The organism is Mycobacterium sp. NPDC006124 (assembly GCF_040614235.1).
GTDB lineage: Bacteria > Actinomycetota > Actinomycetes > Mycobacteriales > Mycobacteriaceae > Mycobacterium.
The window spans coordinates 132,009-149,499 of sequence record NZ_JBEXUA010000012.1 but is presented as its reverse complement, the minus strand read 5'-3'; the positions used below and the strand labels follow the sequence as shown (position 1 = coordinate 149,499).

Annotated in this window: 19 protein-coding genes; 9 read left to right on the top strand and 10 right to left on the bottom strand. The window is 69.4% G+C overall.

Features of this window, described 5'->3' with window-relative positions:
* Window positions 1-105: 105 nt before the first annotated feature.
* Genes ABZ195_RS22335 through ABZ195_RS22325 form a run of 3 tightly spaced genes read right to left on the bottom strand, consistent with a single transcriptional unit; the run spans window position 106 to window position 2,954 of the window.
* Window positions 106-1,323: an LCP family protein gene (locus ABZ195_RS22335; RefSeq protein ID WP_355221618.1), complete on the bottom strand. Its 1,218-nt coding sequence runs from the start codon at window positions 1,321-1,323 to the stop codon at window positions 106-108.
* Window positions 1,324-1,355: 32 nt separating this feature from the next.
* Window positions 1,356-2,135: a CPBP family intramembrane glutamic endopeptidase gene (locus ABZ195_RS22330; protein WP_355221616.1), complete on the bottom strand. Its 780-nt coding sequence runs from the start codon at window positions 2,133-2,135 to the stop codon at window positions 1,356-1,358.
* Window positions 2,136-2,177: 42 nt separating this feature from the next.
* Window positions 2,178-2,954 (bottom strand): DUF2470 domain-containing protein, encoded by a 777-nt coding sequence (locus ABZ195_RS22325; RefSeq protein WP_355221614.1) that lies wholly within the window; start codon window positions 2,952-2,954, stop codon window positions 2,178-2,180.
* 147 nt (window positions 2,955-3,101) lie between these two features.
* Between ABZ195_RS22325 and pheA the strand changes: the two genes are divergently transcribed.
* Window positions 3,102-4,022, top strand: coding sequence for a prephenate dehydratase (gene pheA, locus ABZ195_RS22320; protein ID WP_355221612.1), 921 nt, complete (start codon window positions 3,102-3,104; stop codon window positions 4,020-4,022).
* Window positions 4,019-4,699: a histidine phosphatase family protein gene (locus tag ABZ195_RS22315; RefSeq protein ID WP_355221610.1), complete on the top strand. Its 681-nt coding sequence runs from the start codon at window positions 4,019-4,021 to the stop codon at window positions 4,697-4,699. Before pheA ends, ABZ195_RS22315 begins: the two co-directional genes overlap by 4 nt.
* Before the next feature lie 6 nt (window positions 4,700-4,705).
* On the opposite strand, the gene ABZ195_RS22310 is transcribed toward ABZ195_RS22315, so the two are convergent.
* The 3 genes from ABZ195_RS22310 to ABZ195_RS22300 form a co-directional block, all read right to left on the bottom strand.
* Entirely contained in the window at window positions 4,706-4,909 is a 204-nt protein-coding gene (locus ABZ195_RS22310) for a hypothetical protein (protein WP_355221608.1), read from the bottom strand.
* Window positions 4,910-4,994: 85 nt separating this feature from the next.
* Window positions 4,995-5,345, bottom strand: a complete 351-nt coding sequence (locus ABZ195_RS22305) for a metallopeptidase family protein (protein ID WP_355221606.1) — start codon at window positions 5,343-5,345, stop codon at window positions 4,995-4,997.
* Between the two features lie 5 nt (window positions 5,346-5,350).
* Window positions 5,351-6,799: a septum formation family protein gene (locus ABZ195_RS22300; protein ID WP_355221604.1), complete on the bottom strand. Its 1,449-nt coding sequence runs from the start codon at window positions 6,797-6,799 to the stop codon at window positions 5,351-5,353.
* Between the two features lie 103 nt (window positions 6,800-6,902).
* Here ABZ195_RS22300 and serS point away from each other — a divergent pair, with 103 nt between their 5' ends.
* Genes serS through ABZ195_RS22280 form a run of 4 tightly spaced genes read left to right on the top strand, consistent with a single transcriptional unit; the run spans window position 6,903 to window position 10,831 of the window.
* Window positions 6,903-8,156, top strand: coding sequence for a serine--tRNA ligase (gene serS, locus ABZ195_RS22295; protein ID WP_355221602.1), 1,254 nt, complete (start codon window positions 6,903-6,905; stop codon window positions 8,154-8,156).
* A gap of 46 nt (window positions 8,157-8,202) precedes the next feature.
* On the top strand, window positions 8,203-8,985 hold the full coding sequence (locus ABZ195_RS22290) for a DUF5718 family protein (RefSeq protein ID WP_355221679.1): 783 nt from the start codon (window positions 8,203-8,205) through the stop codon (window positions 8,983-8,985).
* An 8-nt stretch (window positions 8,986-8,993) separates the two neighbouring features.
* Window positions 8,994-9,986: an MOSC N-terminal beta barrel domain-containing protein gene (locus tag ABZ195_RS22285; RefSeq protein WP_355221600.1), complete on the top strand. Its 993-nt coding sequence runs from the start codon at window positions 8,994-8,996 to the stop codon at window positions 9,984-9,986.
* Window positions 9,983-10,831: an SDR family oxidoreductase gene (locus tag ABZ195_RS22280; RefSeq protein ID WP_355221598.1), complete on the top strand. Its 849-nt coding sequence runs from the start codon at window positions 9,983-9,985 to the stop codon at window positions 10,829-10,831. Before ABZ195_RS22285 ends, ABZ195_RS22280 begins: the two co-directional genes overlap by 4 nt.
* Here the strand turns inward: ABZ195_RS22280 and ABZ195_RS22275 are convergent.
* The 3 genes from ABZ195_RS22275 to ABZ195_RS22265 are packed head-to-tail and all read right to left on the bottom strand — an operon-like array spanning window position 10,828 to window position 13,422.
* A complete protein-coding gene (locus tag ABZ195_RS22275; RefSeq protein WP_355221596.1) occupies window positions 10,828-11,160 on the bottom strand; it encodes a hypothetical protein in 333 nt (110 codons plus the stop codon). The two genes, ABZ195_RS22280 and ABZ195_RS22275, sit on opposite strands and share 4 nt — an antisense overlap.
* A complete protein-coding gene (locus ABZ195_RS22270; RefSeq protein WP_355221594.1) occupies window positions 11,157-12,701 on the bottom strand; it encodes a Rieske 2Fe-2S domain-containing protein in 1,545 nt (514 codons plus the stop codon). The genes ABZ195_RS22275 and ABZ195_RS22270 overlap by 4 nt, the downstream gene beginning before the upstream one ends.
* Window positions 12,702-12,756: 55 nt before the next feature.
* A complete protein-coding gene (locus tag ABZ195_RS22265; RefSeq protein ID WP_355221592.1) occupies window positions 12,757-13,422 on the bottom strand; it encodes a phosphotransferase in 666 nt (221 codons plus the stop codon).
* 45 nt (window positions 13,423-13,467) lie between these two features.
* Here ABZ195_RS22265 and ABZ195_RS22260 point away from each other — a divergent pair, with 45 nt between their 5' ends.
* The 3 genes from ABZ195_RS22260 to ABZ195_RS22250 are packed head-to-tail and all read left to right on the top strand — an operon-like array spanning window position 13,468 to window position 15,798.
* Window positions 13,468-14,235 (top strand): lysophospholipid acyltransferase family protein, encoded by a 768-nt coding sequence (locus tag ABZ195_RS22260; protein ID WP_355221590.1) that lies wholly within the window; start codon window positions 13,468-13,470, stop codon window positions 14,233-14,235.
* A 4-nt stretch (window positions 14,236-14,239) separates the two neighbouring features.
* Window positions 14,240-14,986 (top strand): lysophospholipid acyltransferase family protein, encoded by a 747-nt coding sequence (locus ABZ195_RS22255; protein WP_355221588.1) that lies wholly within the window; start codon window positions 14,240-14,242, stop codon window positions 14,984-14,986.
* The gene (locus tag ABZ195_RS22250; RefSeq protein ID WP_355221586.1) at window positions 14,986-15,798 is read left to right on the top strand and encodes an HAD family hydrolase; all 813 of its coding nucleotides are present in this window, start codon (window positions 14,986-14,988) and stop codon (window positions 15,796-15,798) included. The genes ABZ195_RS22255 and ABZ195_RS22250 overlap by 1 nt, the downstream gene beginning before the upstream one ends.
* 3 nt (window positions 15,799-15,801) lie before the next feature.
* On the opposite strand, the gene ABZ195_RS22245 is transcribed toward ABZ195_RS22250, so the two are convergent.
* Window positions 15,802-17,412 (bottom strand): N-acetylmuramoyl-L-alanine amidase, encoded by a 1,611-nt coding sequence (locus tag ABZ195_RS22245; protein ID WP_355221584.1) that lies wholly within the window; start codon window positions 17,410-17,412, stop codon window positions 15,802-15,804.
* Window positions 17,413-17,491 lie beyond the last annotated feature (79 nt).

Here is a 17,491-nt window from a genome sequence, read left to right as displayed (position 1 = left end):
TCATCAAAGGTCTGACTAATTAAGGCGAGGTTGCCCTAATCGACCCGCCGAGCACGACGGCGCTCGACGCGGGTTTGCTAAGTACCCCGGCAAACAAAGGGTCGGCTAACCGGTGGCCGCGTCGAGAACGTCCTGGGGCACCGCGGCATCGGTGGCCATCGCGTGGAACAGCCGGGTGGCGGCGTCGGTGTTCCACACCACGACCGAACCCGAGTCGCTGCTGGTGAACTCGCCGATCGGCACGGTGGTGGTGGTGACCTTGCCGTGCAGTGCCCACGCGAGCCGCGCCAGGTCCCAGACGTGCGCGCCGGTGTCGACCGTGACCGCGCCGGACGCCGCGTGCGTCATCGGATACCAGCGCAGGGGGTTGAACAGGACGGCCGGACTGCTCGCACGTTGCATCAGTGCCGCCATGAACTCGCGCTGGTGGGTCATCCGGTCCAGGTCGGCGCGCGGTGTGGCCCGGGATCGGACGTATCCCAGCGCGTTGCGGCCGTCGAGCTTCTGGCAACCGGCGGCCAAGTCGACGCCCGCGAGCGGATCGTCGATTGGTTCCGACGGGCACATCGTCACCCCGCCGACGGCGTCGACCATGGTCGCGAAACCGTCGAAGCCGATCTCGGCGTAACGGTCGAGCCGCAGCCCGGTGGCCTGTTCGACGGTCTGCGCCAGCAACGGCGCCCCGCCGAGCGCGAACGCCGCGTTGACCTTGTCCTCACCGAAGCCGGGGATCGGCAGGTAGGAATCGCGCGGGATCGACACCATCGTGGTCGGCACGTCGGATCCCAGACCGGGCACGTGGACCAGCAGGATCGTGTCGGTGCGACCGTTGCCGAGGTCTCCTCCGGTGGCGAGTTCGGACTGCTGCTCGTCGGTCAGCCCCTGGCGGCTGTCGGAGCCGACCAGCAGCCAGGTGGTGCCGCTGTCGGCGGGGGGACGGTCGGGTAGCGCGGTGAGGGCGGGCACGCGGTGAAGCGACGTGTCGACCCAGACGGCGGCGCCGACCGTCGCCGCGACTGCCAGCAGAACGACCGTCATCAGGATGCGGCCCCAATGCCGCCTGCGCTTGGGTGCGCGGACTCTGGGTGCGCGGGCCGGGGGTGCGATCGTGGGTGGCGGTGCCGCTTGCACCGGTCGACGCGGCGGGGGAGGCCGGCGCGGCGGTGGGAGTGGCGCGGGTCGCTGCCTCGGCGGGGCGATCGGCTGGGTGGCGTCGGGCGGTCGTCTCGGCGGCGGCCGGTAGCTCGGATCGCGGCGGATGACCTGCGACGCCTCCTGCGGTGGCCGGGGTCGCCGCGGATCGGGCGGCCGGTTCTCGCTCACGGTCTGAATGTACGTGCCCTCGACGCCCGAGGTCAGGGCTTGATCCCCAGCCAACCGAGGTGTCCGGCGAGCAACGCGTATCCGACGTAGGCGACCGCGTCGATGAGGCCGTGCGCCACGATCAGCGGCCACAGTCGACCGGTTCGCCGCCAGACGTAGCCGAATACGAGGCCCATCGCGATGTTGCCGACGCCCGCGCCGAACCCCTGGTAGAGGTGATAGGCGCCACGCAGCAGGCTCGAGGCCACCAGCACGACTGCAGGGGAGAGGCCGAGCTGCCGCAGCCGCGTCATGAGGAACGCGACGACGACGACCTCCTCGGCCCAGCCGTTGGCGAACGCCACTGCCAGGAGGACCGGAATGCGCCACCACGTGTCGCCGAGTTCGGACGGCACGACGGCCACCCCGATGCCGAGCGCGCGCCCTGCGACGTAGAGGGCCAGACCGGGGATGCCGATGAGCGCCGCGAGGCCGAGCCCGCCCAGCAGGTCCGGACGCCAGCGAAACCGGCCGAGGCCGACGCTGCTGGGCCCGTATCCGCTGCGCCACAACAGGTAGAGGCCGAGCAGTCCCCAGGCGATCAGCTGGAAGACCGAGGCCAGGTTGAGCGCGAAGTTGATGAGGTCGATCGGCGACAGCCTGCGGTTCAGCGTCACCTTCTGACCCGAGAGGCCGAGCAGGACGGCTTCGATCAGACTGACGAGTGCCGTGTAGGCGGACAGCCCGAAGGTGACGGCCAGGACGACGGCGATCTCGAGGCGGATCTCTCGTTTGCCGGGATCGGGCAGGAGGTCGTCGGTCGGGCCCGTCACCGGAGCTACGGTAGCCGCCCGGCCCGATCGGAGCTCGTGCCGTCAGATCCGGCGGGCGCGCAACCCGTTGAGGAAGGGACAACCCATCAGGATGCGAATGGCCTGACTGAGTCCGGGGACGTCGTCGACCGGCTTGGCGAAGGGCAGCCGGACGTCGTGGTCGCCGTCCTCGGCCTCGACGCGGAGCTGGACGCCATAGCGGTCCAGCGCCAGCGGCCGGACGTGACCGCGTCGCAGCGCGGCCGGCAGCCGATTGGCCAGGCGGTCGACCACCTCGCGGTGGGCCGACTCGAGGTGCTGCAGCCATCCGGACTCCATGGCGCAGAACGGATCGGGTCGGGCGTCGAGGAGGGCGCCGACATCCACCGACTCGGCTCCGGTCGAGTCGGCCACCACCACGGAGTCGATCTCGAGCCGCACCAGGGTGTAGGCGGTGTCGGCCCCCTCGGCGTCGGTGTTGACCTGCAGCAGAGCGGGATTGGGATTCTTCTCGGCGATGAGGTCGAGCAGTCCGGACAGGCCGGGTGCAGGGACGTCGAACAGCCTGCCGCTGATCCACACCAACGACCGCACCGGTTCGCGCAGGGGCAGCGGCGCGTAGTCGGTCATCTCCAGCACCGCCTGCACGCCGGCGGCACCCGCGGCGACCGACATCGCGGCCATTGGTCCCCCGGCGGGCACCATGACGGCGAACGACCCGTCGTCGAGCAGATGATGCACGGGTGTGGAGGTTGGGTCGACGCCGTCGGTGGCCAGGATGGCGCTCCCGCCGCGAGCGCACGCGCTTCGTATGCGTTCGGCCGTCGTGGGTGCCACCATGGCGGTTCCTGTCGTCGCGTCGCCGAGCATCGCGCCTGCCTTCCGTCGAGTGAGGTAACCCTAACTTAGGCTAGCCTCACTGGGCGGTGCAAGTGTTCACGACGTGGTTCTCCTGGCGCGGCGTCGGCTGCCGATAGGGTTGACCCCGTGCCACGCGTCGCCTACCTGGGTCCTGAGGGGACCTTCACCGAGGCGGCGTTGCTGCAGATGGCCGAGGCCGGCGTCATTCCCGACCCGTCCCAGGTCGAGCCGGTTCCCCGCGACAGCGCCGACGGCGCCCTGGCCGCCGTACGCAGCGGGGCCGCCGACTACGCCTGCGCCCCGATCGAGAGCTCCATCGAGGGCTCGGTCGTCCCGACGATGGACAGCCTGGCCGCGGGCACGCCGCTGCAGATCTTCGCCGAGCACACCCTCGACGTCGCGTTCAGCATCGCCGTCCGCCCCGGCACCCCCGCGTCGGCCGTCCGGACCGTCGCGGCCTTTCCCGTCGCCGCGGCACAGGTCAAGCGGTGGCTGGCCGAACACCTTCCCGACGCCCGCACCGTGCCGACCACGTCCAACGCCGCCGCGGCCCACGACGTCGCCGACGCTCGGGCCGACGCCGGCGTCAGCACGGCGCTGGCCGCCCGGCGGCTCGGACTGGCCACACTGGCCGACGGCGTCGTCGACGAACCGAATGCCAGAACGCGATTCGTCCTGGTCGGGCCCCCGGCTCCGCCGCCGGCGCGTACGGGCGCGGACCGCACGTCGGTGGTCCTGCGGTTGGACAACGTGCCGGGCGCGCTGGTCGCGGCGATGACCGAACTGGCCATCCGCGACATCGACCTGGTCCGCATCGAGTCGCGGCCGACCCGCGTCGAGCTGGGCACGTACTTCTTCTTCCTCGACTGCGTGGGACACGTCGACGACGATCCCGTCGCCGAGGCACTTCGCGCGCTCCACAGACGTTGTGCGGACGTGAGATATCTGGGTTCATGGTCGACGGGCACCGCCGTCGGTGCGACACCGCCGGTCACCGACGAGGCATCCGAGTGGTTGGCCGCACTGCGAGAGGGGCGCACCCGATGACCGGTCGACTGATCCTCGTCCGCCACGGCCAGTCGCATGGCAACGTCGCCCGCCGGCTCGACACCCGGCCTCCCGGCGCGGCGCTGACCGACCTGGGGCACGATCAGGCGCGGGCCTTCGCCCGATCCCTCGAACGTCCCGTCGGGCTGTTGGCGCACTCCACGGCGCTGCGCGCGATCGAGACGGCCACCGAGATCGGCGAACACCTCGGCTTGGACGCCGTCGAGCTGGACGGCATCCACGAGGTGCAGGCCGGTGATCTCGAGGACCGCAGCGACGACGATGCGCACGAGGAGTTCAACGGCATCTACCGGCTGTGGCAGAACGGCGAGCTCGACATCTCCATGCCCGGCGGTGAGAGCGCTCAGCACGTGTTGGACCGCTACGTCCCGGTGATCAACCAGCTACGGCTGCGCTTCCTCGACGACCATGCCTGGGTGGGCGACATCGTGGTGGTCAGCCACGGCGCCGCGATCCGGCTGGTCGGCGCTGCACTGGCGGGCGTCGACCCGGGTTTCGCCATCGAACATCACCTCGCCAACACCGAGTGCGTCGTGTTGAGTCCGATCACCGACGGCCGGTGGAGCTGTCTGCAGTGGGGCCCGCACACGCCGCCGTTCGAACCGGTCGAGCATCCGGTCGACGACTCGGCGCACGACGCCGATCCGATGGGCTGACCGGGCTCAGGAAGCCGCGGACGCGACGATCGTCACCCCGCACGTGCATCCGACCGCCTCGCAGTCGACGCTGAAGGAGTGCAGGCCGTCGGCCATGCCGCAGTCCTCGGTGCACTCGACGTGGAACGAGGCGGTGGACGGAAAGTGGTGCACGAGGGTGCCGTGGCAGTGTTCGAGGTCCTCCCGACACTCGCGACAGACATCCGACATGCCTCAGTTGTAGCACCGCCCACCGACGACACCCGGTCAACGCGCCCGGTAAACCCCCCGTCGCTCCGCTCGCCCCCGAAGTGGTTCAGGCCCAACCGAGTTCGTGGAGCCGCTCGTCGTCGATGCCGAAATGGTGGGCGATCTCGTGGATGACGGTCACGGTCACCTCGTCGACGACGTCACCCTCGGTGTCGCAGATGTCGAGCAAGGCCTCGCGATAGATCGTGATCGTGTCCGGCAGCGAGCCGAAGTAGGTCGAGTCGCGTTCGGTCAGCGCCACCCCCTCGTAGAGGCCCAGGAGGTCGGGCTCCTCCGGGTGGCGGTCCTCGACCAGGACGACGACGTTGTCGATCGCCTTCGCCAGGGCAGGCGGGATCTCGTCGAGCGCGTCGGACACGAGCTCGTCGAACCTCTGCGAGCTCATCTGGACGGCCATCGCCGCTACTGCCCGGGCGGTGGGCCCGGGACGACCGGAATCACGGGTGCGGGCGGCGCGGCCGGGTCTCCCGCGGGCGGTGGCGGTGGCGGGCCGTCCTGCGGTGGCAGACCGCCGTCGCCCTGCGGTCCTGGCGCAGCAGGCGGAGGGGGCGGACCGTTGAGGAACGTGTTGCCCTGCGGCGGAGGCGGCGCGCCCGAGGTCGAGGTGCTCTCGGTCTGCGTGCTCTGCGTCTGCGTGGCTTGCTGCTGACCAGGCATGTGGTCGTTGCCCTGGTTGCCCGAGCTGCTGGAGCTGCTGCTCGAACTGCCCTGGTCGCTGAGGTCGATCTGCGACGACGTCTGCGACGAGGTGTCCACCGAGGGCAGCGGGATCGGCGGCAGGTCCAGCCGCTCCTCCGGAATGTCCGGGACGGCGACCGGGGGCTGCCCGTTGATCAGCAACGGTCCCTTGGCGCTGTTCAGCAGGGTCGACCAACCGCCGTTGCCGAGCGTCGCGCCGATGCTGCAGGACACCTGCTTGCTGCCGGCGGTCCAACTGGGCAGCGAGATCGTGCTGTAGATGAGCGTGAGGGTGGTCTTGCGGAGCGCCACCGGCGCGAGGTACGCATCGGTCATCTTCGTGCACGCGTCCTTGACGAACTGGTCCTGATCGCCGTCCGGCGGCACGGGTCCGGGGAACTTTCCGGCGAGGTCGACCGCGCCGGTGACCTCCATGGCGTGCGGCTTCGCGCAGTCGACCGGGATGTCGGTGGGTTGGTTGGTGGCCGGGTCGATGCCGAGGCACGTGCCTGCGGGCCACACCTTCGACTGGTCGTTGTCGGCGACCTTGCCGGTGAAGGCGAGCTGGTGACCGTCGGGACCGGCCAGCTGCAGGCCGCACAGCATGCGGCGCTCGTCGGCCTGGCGCCACGCCTTGTCGCCGGACCAGACCAGGCTGACGCTGAACCGGCCGTTGGGGTCGTACTTCGCCCCGAGGTACTGCCGCGCCGCGGCCTGGCACTGTTCCTGGCTGATCTGACGGATGCGCGCCTCGCTCGGCGGGGCGGCGTCGGGGCCGTATTCGGTGCCCGGGAAGGTCCTCATGTCGATGCGGTCGGCGACCTCGAAGCGGTGCTCGTCCTTGCAGTCCACGATCTGCGCGGCGTCGGGTACCTGCTCGGGCCAGTTCAGGCAGGTGCCACGGACGGCGTCGTCGAACGTGGCGTTGCCGCGAGAGCCGCCGCCCAGTGCGGTGGCGCCGGCGTTGAGTCCGACGGGGAGGCCGCTGCGGTCACCACCGGGGATCGCGGTGATCACGCCGGCGATCAGAAGGCCGCCGAGGGCCGTCAGCAGTAGGGCTCGCCGCGTGGACTCGGCCTGCAGACTTTGCCACCACGCCGGTCGGCGCGACGGCGCTGCGGCCTCGTCTGCGCGCGGTTCGGCGTCATGGGGTGCATCCAACATCCGGTCCATTGTGACAGGCGAGCCAAGTCGTGTGACAAGAGATGCAGTTGTAACGTTATGTGGTTGTGCCCCGGCGTCGGTGGAACGAGCCGCCGAACGTAGGGTTTCCTTCGTGATCGACCTCAAGCTGCTACGTGAAGATCCCGACCGGGTCCGCGCGTCGCAACGGGCGCGGGGTGAGGATCCCGCCCTCGTCGACGTGCTGCTCGCCGCCGACGCGACGAGGCGCTCGTCGATCTCCACCGCCGACGACCTGCGGGCCCAGCAGAAGGCGGCGAGCAAGGCCGTCGGGGCCGCCTCCGCCGAGGATCGCCCGGCGTTGCTGGCCCGGGCCAAGGAGCTTGCCGAGGCGGTCAAGGCCGCCGAAGTGGAGCAGGCCGCCGCCGAGGCCGCCTTCACGGCCGCGCACATGGCGATCTCGAACGTCATCCTCGACGGGGTGCCGGCCGGCGGTGAGAGCGACTTCGTGGTGCTCGACACCGTTGGGGAACCGCCCGCCATCGACGATCCGAAGGACCATCTGGAACTCGGCGAGTCGCTGGGTCTGCTCGACATGGAGCGCGGGGCCAAGGTCTCCGGCTCGCGCTTCTACTTCCTGACCGGGTACGGCGCGCTGCTGCAGCTCGGGATCATGCAACTCGCGGTCAAGCTCGCGACGGAGAACGACCACACGCTGGTCATCCCGCCCGTACTGGTGCGCCCAGAGGTGATGTCGGGCACCGGTTTCCTCGGGTCGCATGCCGAGGAGATCTACCACCTCGAGGCCGACGACATGTATCTCGTCGGCACCTCGGAGGTGCCGCTGGCGGGCTATCGCTCCGACGAGATCCTCGACCTCTCCGACGGGCCCCTGCGCTATGCAGGCTGGTCGTCGTGCTTCCGCCGCGAAGCCGGCAGCTACGGCAAGGACACCCGCGGCATCATCCGCGTGCATCAGTTCGACAAGGTCGAGGCCTTCGTCTACTGCAAGCCCGAGGACGCCGAGGCCGAACATCAGCGGCTGCTGGACCTCGAGCGGCGGATGCTCGCCCTGATCGAGGTGCCCTACCGGGTGATCGACACCGCCGCAGGCGATCTGGGCTCATCGGCCGCCCGCAAGTTCGACTGCGAGGCCTGGGTGCCCACCCAGAGGACCTACCGGGAACTGACGTCGACCTCGAACTGCACCACGTTCCAGGCGCGGCGACTGGCCACCCGATACCGCGACGAGAACGGCAAGCCCCAGATCGCCGCCACCTTGAACGGAACGCTCGGAACGACCCGCTGGATCGTCGCCATCCTGGAGAATCACCAACAGCCGGACGGCAGTGTCCGCGTTCCCGAGGCATTGGTGCCCTACGTCGGAAGGTCGGTGCTCACACCGTGAAGACCCAGTGACGGATCTCAAGACGGTCGACCTCGACCTCGACGACATGCACTCGTGGTTCGGGTTCGGGGTGGCCGGTAACTTCGCCGGGCACCTCGAGCAGGCGGGCGAGGCCGCCGACTTCGTCAACGTCTCCAGCGAGGGCGAGGCGCCGAAGGGCATCTTCCCTTGGTACGCACCAGGTTCGGACGGCGTCCTGGGCCAGTTCCCGCTGTCTCACGACGGCATCCTGCTGCCGGAGAGCGACAGCCCGCTCAACCTGCAGATCGAACCCGAGGTCGGGCTGGCGTGCCACGTGAGCTGGAACGGCGACACCGTCTCGGCGCTGCAGCCGTTCGCCCTCGGCGCCTTCAACGACTGCTCGATCCGCCGGCCAGGTGCCCGCAAGATCAGTGACAAGAAGAACTGGGGGCCGGCCTCCAAGGGGGTGGCCGCGCGGTTCTTCGACATCGGCGACCTGACCCCCGACGGTCCGACCTCGACCCTGCGCCTGGTGTGCGATCTGCGCACCGCCGACGGCAACGAACACGGCTACGGCGTCGACAGCCCGCTGCTGGGCTACTCCTACTACGGCGAGGTGCTGCTCGACTGGGTCACCGAGCGGTTGGCCAACCAGAAGGGCGCCGACGAAACCCCGCTGGAGGACGTCGGGGCGCTGATGGTCGCGGCCGGTCATCCGTCGACGGTCCTGATCGGGATCGGGGCCACCCGGTACACCAAGCTCGGCGAGTCCACGTTCCTGCAGCCCGGCGACGAGGCGATCGTGCGGGTGTACGACACCGAGTCCGATGTTCATTCCGAACTGCGCCAACTGGTGTCGTCCCGCTAGGAGGACCGATGGCCGACGTCGTGGTGTCGCAGTTGTGGCGTTTCCCGGTCAAGTCCATGGGCGGCCGGCGGGTCGAGGAGGTGCGCGTCGACCGGCGCGGCGTGCACGCCGATCGGCTGTGGGCGGTCCGCGATCTCGAGAAGGGCGTCACCGCGTCGGCACGCCGAATCCCCGCCCTGCTCGGGTGTTCGGCCGCCTACGTGTCCGACCCGGGCCCGAATGCCGGACCGGGCGACGTGCCCGAGGTGACGATCACCTTCCCCGACGGCACCGAGTGCTCGAGTTCCGACGACGCGGTGCACGGGTTGCTCTCAGACCTGGCCGGCCGCGACGTGCGACTGGTCGCGCTGCCGCCCGCCGACGACACCAGCCAGCACCGGATGTCGACGTCGACGTCGCTGGCGAACTTCCGGGCGTCGCAGGTGCGCAAGGACTTCGGGCTCGACGACACCGAGGATCTGCCCGACACGTCGGTGTTCAGCACCAAGGACATCGTGACCCTGGCCAGGTTCTCCACCCCGCCCGGCACCTTCGTCGACCTGGCGCCCGTGCACGTGCTCAGCACGTCGAGCCTGGCGTCGCTGGCCGGTGACGACGCGCCACACGACGTACGGCGGTTCCGGCCGAACGTCCTCGTCGACGCCGGGCTCTCGGACGCCGACTACCCCGAGGCGGCGTGGGTGGGCGGTGACATCGAAATCGGTTCAGCCGCACTGCACGTCACGATCCCGACCATCCGCTGCGTGGTTGCCACCAGGCCTCAACGGGGGTTGGACCGCGACGGTCGCATCACCCGGCAGCTCGCCGAGCGGACGAACCGCTTCCTCGGCGTCTACGCCGACGTGACGCGCCCCGGACTGGTCCGGGTGGGTGACGTGGTGTCGGTGCGGCCGGGGCGCCCGCCGACCGCCGGTCATCGCGCGTGGTCGGCGGTGGAGAAGGCCGCCACCCGGCAGGTGCAGCGGTTGCTCGAGGCGACCGTGCTGCGGGAGAAGCATTGACGCCGCCGACTCGGGTGGCGGTGATCACCGGCGGTGGCGGCGGCATGGGTCTGGCCACGGCGAGAATCGTCGGTCGGGAGCACGCGATCGTGCTGTGCGACATCCGCCAGGACCGACTCGACCGTGCGGCCGCGACGCTCCGCGGATCGGGCATCGCGGTGACGGCAGTCAGATGCGACGTCACCGACCGGGTGGAGGTCGCCGAGACGTTCTCCACCGCAGCGGGTCTCGGAAGGATCGTCTCGGTCATCCACACCGCCGGCGTGAGCCCCAGCATGGGTGATGCCGAATTCGTGACGAGGACCAACGCGCTCGGCACGCTGCGCGTCGGCGAGGCCTTTCACGAGAGTGCGCCAGAGGGGGCGGCGATCGTCAACGTGGCTTCGATGGCGGCGTCCCTGATTCCCGAGGAACTCGTCCCCACGGCGGCGTTTCCGCTCGCCCTGCACGACGAGGAAGCGTTCTTGGCTCGTGTCCGCTCGGCGTGCGACGCCATGCCCGAGGCGTCGAGGTCCAGTTTCGCCTACGCGGTCAGCAAGGGTTTCGTTCGGTGGTACAGCGCATCTCGGGCCGAGCGGTTCAACGCACGGGGGCATCGGATCGTGTCCGTCTCGCCCGGTTCGGTGGACACCGAGATGGGCAGGCTCGAGGAGCGCAACGGCGCGGGGTCGATCGTCGCCGACTTCGCGGTGCCGCGCTGGGGCAACGCCGAGGAGATGGCCGAACTCTTCGCCTTCTGTGCCAGCGACAGGGCCGGATATCTCACCGGCACCGACATCCTCGTCGACGGCGGCGTGGTGGCCTCGTTCAGGGAGCGAGCCAGGGTCGCCGCCCAGGGGGCTTAGTCCTTCAGCAACCGGTCCAGCAACTCAACGAATTCCTTGGCGCGCAACGGGGTACACGCCGGGCTGGGACGCGTGCCCGGGACGTCGAGGGTCACCATCGTCGACTTGATCGGCCGCCAGACGTCCAGTGGCAGCCAGCGTCGCAGATCCGAACTGCCCCAGATGCGGAAGCGGTTCAGCGCCAGACCAAGAGACTCGACCTGATAGCCGCGAACCGACCGCAGCGGGATCACCTTCGAGGTGCCCGAGGGAAAGTGGTACCGCCGCAGGGTGATCGCGTGACGATCCAACTGCACCAGCCCGTCGTCGTAGGTCCCCTCGCCGCTCACGCCTTGGCGCTCCGCAGCTCGTGTCCCTTCGACGTCAAGCACTTGCCGTTCGTCAGGTTCCACGCCCACCCGTGCAGGTTGCAGGTCAGCGTGGTGCCCTCGACGACACCGAACTTCGACAGGTCTGCCTTGAGGTGTGGGCAGCGACGCTGAATCTCCCAGCCGTCCAACGTGATCGACGCCGAGTCGTCATGCGCTTCGGCGAACCAACCGTCGGCGTAGGCGATGCGCTCGTCGGTCAGGCACTTGAAGAACGTGTAGAGGTACTCGTTGTAGCCGCCGACGCGCCAAGCCCGGAACCGGGTGGACAGGAAGATCGTGTTGACCCAGTCCGGCTCGTCGTCGCGCAGCACCGTGCGGACCAACTCCGGCGCGATCTCGAACCCGTAACGGAACTTCTCGTCGGGGATCGGTTCGCGCACCGTGCGTTTGGGGAAGTCCAGGACGACCGACTCCGGCCCCATTCGGAGTTCGACGGGATAGCCGATGCCGTCGCAGATCTGGTCGCTCTGCAACATGATCGGCTCGAACTTGGCCCGCAACGGCTCCAGCAGCGGTTCGCCCTCGGCGGGTGCCCACGAGGCCTTGGCCGCGGCGAGTACCGGTGCCATCCGCCGGGCGTACTCCTCGATGTAGGCGGCCTTGCCCACCGTGAAGATCGTCTCCGGGTCGTCGACCGGATGAATCAGCGAATTGAGTTGCGACGCAGTGAAGTCCGCAACCGTACCCGGGATCATCAATAGTCCGCGGTCGTGGCGGTGGGTGCGCATCTGGTCGAGGAAGACGACTTGATCGGGGAAGATGTTGGCCGGGTCGCCGTGATCGTCGTTGAGATCGCGTAGGTCGTCGTCGAGGAAGCAGGGCGGTCCGGCGGACGGAACCACCCAGGTGGCGCCGACCTGGGCGATGTACTGCCGGCAGCGGTCCATCTGGCGCTGACGCTTCTGGACGCCGAACGCCTCCTTGGCCCGCGCCGGCATGTCGTAGACCATCGGGTACCAGATGGCGCCCGAGTACTGCAGCATGTGCACGTCCACGTGGCCGAACTGGTCGCCCAGGGTTTCCAGATCAGTGGGCCGGGCGTCGTTCATGTTGAACGCGACGGTCTCTCCGTCGGAGACGACCAACCCCGAGTCGCCAATCGGGCCGTCCGCGGGGGCGCGCAGGGCGATGATCATCACGTCGAGATCGCCCTTGGGGCCGCTCACCCGGTGCTTGGTCGAGTCGGTGGTCTCGAAGAACCGGTGGAAGCCCAGGGCCTCCAGGGCGCGGCGTAGGTCCGGCACCGGGTAGTCCGGCAGCAGCACCACGGCGTCCTTGTTGACGTGCGCCGTCAGGTGCGCGGGATCGAAGTGGTCCTTGTGGAGGTGGGACACGTAGAGGTAGTCGCAGTCGCCGAGCGCGTCCCAGTCCAGCGTGCTGTTGTCGGGGAACGGGAACCACGACGCGAAGTACGCCGGGTTGACCCAGGGGTCGCAGAGGATGCTTCCGGCGGCGGTGTCGATCCGGAATCCTGCGTGTCCGACGCTTGTGACCTGCACGTATTGCCTTCCCTGCGGGGTTTGCGTACCGCCGATCCTACCGGGGCCGGTCGGTCTACTGCGCCCAGCGCCCGCGGTAGTAGGCGATGCGGTCGTGGTCGGGGGTGACGCCGTATGCCGCGAACAACTCCGCCTCGTGCACCGTGCCGAAGTTCCACGCCAGTGACATCGTCGCGACGGCCAAGTCGGCCCAGCGGTCCGCGACACCGAGGTCACCCAGGTCGACGTGCCCACTGCATCGACCGTCGTCGCCGATCAAGGTGTTGGGGGCGCACGCATCCCCCTGGCAGACCACCAGACGATCGGCCGCGGGCGCGTCGGCGGGCACCCACGACGGTCTGCCGAAGGGAAACCCGTCTACGGGCAGCACGTCGTGAAATCGCCGAAGGCCGGCACCGATCGCGCGGGCCGCCTCCTCGGGGCGGCCGACCCACCGTGGGTCGACGGCCGATCGGCCCGGGAGTGCCGCGGTGTGCAGCCAGCCGGGTCCCGCCTCGATCACGTGTGGAACGGCGGCGAACGCCGATGCCCACCGCAGTCGGTCGCTCTCGGCGTCCAGCAGTGCGGCGTGTTCGGCGGGATACACCTTCACGAATGCGTCCTCGGAGATCGAGAAGGTGACACCGCCGAGTTCGTTCACCCAGACTGCCCGTGACGGTCTGCCGGCGGCGATGCGGGCGACGACGTCGGGAACGGGGATGGGTGCGAGGGGAAAGCTCACGCTCCGCAGCATGTCAGGTGGGGGCCACGCACTAGGCTGGCCACCGTGGAACCCGTATACGGAACCGTCATCACCCTCGCTCGCTGCGTGTGGCGGCTGCAGGGGCTGAAGTTCACCGTCACCGGCGTGGAGAACCTGCCCGCCACCGGCGGTGCGGTGGTCGCGATCAACCACACCAGCTACTTCGACTTCACCTTCGCCGGTTTGCCCGCCTATGAGCAGGGGCTCGGTCGCAAGGTGCGCTTCATGGCCAAGCGGGAAGTGTTCGACTCCAAGGTCAGTGGTCCGATCATGCGCAGCCTGCGGCACATTCCGGTGGACCGCGACAACGGCGCGGCGTCCTTCGCCGAGGCGTGCCAGCGCCTGAAGGAGGGCGAACTCGTCGGCGTCTATCCCGAAGCGACGATCAGCCGCAGCTTCGAGATCAAGGAGTTCAAGTCGGGGGCGGCGCGCATGGCGATCGCCGCCGACGTGCCGATCGTCCCGCACATCGTGTGGGGCGCCCAGCGCGTCTGGACCAAGGGCCACCCCAAGAACATGCGGCGGCCCAAGGTGCCCATCTCGGTGGCCGTCGGCGAGCCGATCATGCCGACGTTGCCGGCCGCCGAGCTGACCGCGTTGCTGCACTCGCGCATGCAGCATCTCCTCGAGCAGGTGCAGACCAGTTACGGCCACCACCCGGCCGGCGAGTTCTGGGTGCCGCACCGGATGGGCGGCGGCGCACCGACGCTGGCCGAGGCCAACCAGATGGATGCCGACGAGGCAGCCGAGAAGGCCAGCCGGCGAGCGCAGCGAAACGAGTCCACGGAATAGCACGATGGAGCCGGTCTTCCGAATCTTGGAGATCACGGCCAGGACCGCCGTGCGGGTCACCGGCACGCGTATCACCTACCGGGGCTTGCAGAACATCCCTGCCGAGGGTGGCGCGGTGATCGCCATCAACCACACCGGTTACGTCGACTTCCTGCCCGCCGCCTTGGCCGCGACCCACCGTCGTCGCCGTCTGCGCTTCATGATCAAGGCCGAGATGCAGCGGGTGAAGTTCGTCGACTTCCTCATTCGGCACACCAAGACCATTCCGGTGGACCGTCGCGCGGGTGCGGGTGCCTACGCGGTGGCCGTGGCCCGGTTGCGCGAGGGCGAGCTCGTCGGCGTCTACCCCGAGGCGACGATCAGTCGCAGCTTCGAGCTCAAGGACTTCAAGACGGGTGCGACGCGGATGGCGGTCGAGGCGCGGGTTCCCGTGGTCCCGGTCGTCGTCTGGGGTGCGCACCGCATCTGGACCAAGGACCATCCGCGACACCTGGGTCGTCATCGGATCCCCGTCGCCGTCGCGGTGGGACGGGCTCTGGCGCCGACCGGGCCCGCCGAGGAGTTGCTGCGCCACCTTCGTGCGGAGATGGCCGACCTGCTCGACGACGTGCAGCAGTCCTACGATCATCCCGAGGGCGCCCACTGGGTGCCGCATCGCCTCGGTGGAGGCGCCCCGACCATGGAAGAGGCCAGAGTGCGCGAAGAAGCCGAGCTTGCCGAGCGCGCGCGCCGGGACTCGGGGGAGCGGTAGTGCTGCCATTGCTGATCGCCACCGACGTCGACGGGACGCTGCTCGACGAGCACGAACTCGTCACGCCGCGCACCAAGGCGGCGGTACTGGCCGCGGTGGCCGCGGGCACCAAGTTCGTGCTGGCGACGGGCCGGCCGCCGCGCTGGATCCCTCCGGTCGTCGAGGAGTTGGGCTTCGCTCCCATGGCCGTGTGCGCCAACGGCGCGGTCCTCTACGACTCCGCGGCCGATCAGATCCTGTGGGCCAGGACGTTGTCGGTAGACGTGCTGATGGAGCTTGCCGAGGTGGCGAGCCGCGTCATCCCCGGTTCCGGGCTCGCGGTGGAACGCGTCGGTAGCAGCGCCCACGACGCGGCGACGCCCCAGTTCCTGAGCTCGCCGGGGTACGAGCACGCCTGGCTCAACCCCGACAATACGGAGGTCTCGCTCGAGGACGTGTTGAACGCGCCGGCGGTCAAGCTGCTGATCCGCAAGGCGGGGGCGAAGAGCGCGGACATGGCCGCGGCGCTCGCCCCGCACGTCGGTCTGCAGGGCGATCTGACGTACTCGACCAACAACGGTCTGATCGAGGTGGTGCCGCTGGGCATCAGCAAGGCGACCGGCGTCGCGGAGGTCGCCACCCCGCTCGGCATCATGGCCGAGGACGTGATCACGTTCGGGGACATGCCCAACGACGTGCCGATGCTGCGTTGGGCGGGTCTCGGCGTCGCGATGGGCAACGCCCATCCCGAGGCCAAGGCGGCGGCCGACGAGGTGACCACCCCCAACACCGACGACGGGCTGGCGCGCGTTCTCGAGCGGTGGTGGCTGTAGCGCTCAGGCCTTGTTGCCGATGGGCGTGAAGCGTTCCAGCTGGACGGGAGCCTCGCTCGGGTCGAGGGGGATCTGCAGTTCCACTCCGTCGATGACGCGGGTGACGGTGCCGTGCTCGCGGTCGAAGTTGAGCGTCCCGTGCTGGAAGTTCTGCACGATCCACTGTGGTTCCTGGATCTCGCCGCTGGTCGGCAGTCCGAGCGCGCCGCGTTCGAAGCCCAGCATCCCCCACGCCTCGTAGATCACACCGGTGACGGGTTCGGCGCCGCTGTCGGGGGACCAGTACAGCGCACCCCTGTCGAAGGTGACGTAGCGAGACGCGCCGTCACCGGGCGTCTCAGGCGTCTGCGGGGCGCCCAGCGGGCTGGCGTCGCCACCCATCTGCGCCCACTTTCCGTAGATGGCTCCACCGCGCAGGGTGTCGGCCAGGTCGCGGGGTCCGATGGGGGTGTTGAAGTGGGCGGCGGTGTCTCGAAGCAGCGGCATCGCGGCGTAGGCGGCGTTGCCGGGACAGTCGGTGTTGCCGACGTCGCGGTGGGTGAAGATCGTCGGCAGCGTGACCGGTGTGCCGCCGGGGAACTTGGTGAACGACCCGCCCGCGGAGGTCAGGGTGACCGAACCCATCGGGTCGACGTGGTCGAGGCCCAGTCGCCAGCCGAGCAGTCGTCCGGTGGTGCGCAGCTGGATCGGGGTCGGGGGCACCAGGTCGAAGTTGCCGAGCATGGCCACGCCCCAGGTGTCGGCGTTGAAGCCGCCGGTGTGGGCGCCCTCGACGGGTCGGTCCATCCCGCCGGCGCGGCCCTCGAACACCTGGCCGTACTTGTCGACGAGTGCGTTGTAGGCGATGTCGCACCAGCCGAGCGTCCGGGTGTGGTACTCGAAGATGGAGCGGACGATGCCGGCCGAGTCCTCGGGGGCGTAGTCGTTGCTGCCCGCGGTGTGGTGGACGATCCCGGCGCGAACACCGTTGTCATACACGGGTTTTCCGCAGAGTTCGGATTCGTTGGCGCCCCATTGGGCGCGCCCGATGACGGCGGGTGGCACGCCGGGCGGGGTCGCCGCCTCCGGCGGGATCGAGGCGATGTCGACCGGTGCCTGAGGCGGGCTGATCAAGACGGCCTTGAGGTCTTGGCCGAGTGGACGCTCGGCGTTGGCGGGCACGTAGCCGAGGTCGGGCGTGGCTCCGGCGGCGTGGGGGCCGGGCGTGGCGTCGGGTGCGGAGCGGTCCACCTTGATCTGGACGTCGGTGGTGTGACCGACGAAGACGGGGTCGGTGCCCTTGATTCCACCGCCGTCGGGGCCGACGCCCTCGAGGTTCTCGGCGTCGTACCAGGGGCCCCACGATCCGTCGGCCTTCTTGGCGCGCACGCTGGCCGAGGTTCCGCTGAGGTCGTCCGCGGTCAGTGCGACCATGGCGAACGGGGTGTCCTGGTGCAGTTCGCGGATGGTCTCCCCGCCGCCGACTCCGGTCAGGGGACGCTCGACGATCAGGGGTGAGGTGTCCACCGGTCGGGCGGCCTCACCGGGCAACCCGTACATGGCCAGCGGCATCATCACCGCGGTCGCTGCGACTGCAGAGAAGAGCAGCGACGGAAGTTGGCGGCGACACGACACGGCCCGATGTTACGTATGTGTCAGGTGTTACCAGTGTTTCGACACGGCGTGGCGTCGGCCCATCTCGCGCGCAACGACA

Bases quoted from the DNA above. Each gene is read 5' to 3' on its own strand.
- ABZ195_RS22310 (WP_355221608.1), bottom strand. From the start codon at position 4,909: ATGTCGGATGTCTGTCGCGAGTGTCGGGAGGACCTCGAACACTGCCAC.
- ABZ195_RS22255 (WP_355221588.1), top strand. From the start codon at position 14,240: ATGGAGCCGGTCTTCCGAATCTTGGAGATCACGGCCAGGACCGCCGTG.
- ABZ195_RS22290 (WP_355221679.1), top strand. From the start codon at position 8,203: ATGCACTCGTGGTTCGGGTTCGGGGTGGCCGGTAACTTCGCCGGGCAC.
- ABZ195_RS22305 (WP_355221606.1), bottom strand. From the start codon at position 5,345: ATGGCCGTCCAGATGAGCTCGCAGAGGTTCGACGAGCTCGTGTCCGAC.
- ABZ195_RS22300 (WP_355221604.1), bottom strand. From the start codon at position 6,799: ATGGACCGGATGTTGGATGCACCCCATGACGCCGAACCGCGCGCAGAC.
- ABZ195_RS22325 (WP_355221614.1), bottom strand. From the start codon at position 2,954: ATGGTGGCACCCACGACGGCCGAACGCATACGAAGCGCGTGCGCTCGC.
- ABZ195_RS22315 (WP_355221610.1), top strand. From the start codon at position 4,019: ATGACCGGTCGACTGATCCTCGTCCGCCACGGCCAGTCGCATGGCAAC.
- ABZ195_RS22285 (WP_355221600.1), top strand. From the start codon at position 8,994: ATGGCCGACGTCGTGGTGTCGCAGTTGTGGCGTTTCCCGGTCAAGTCC.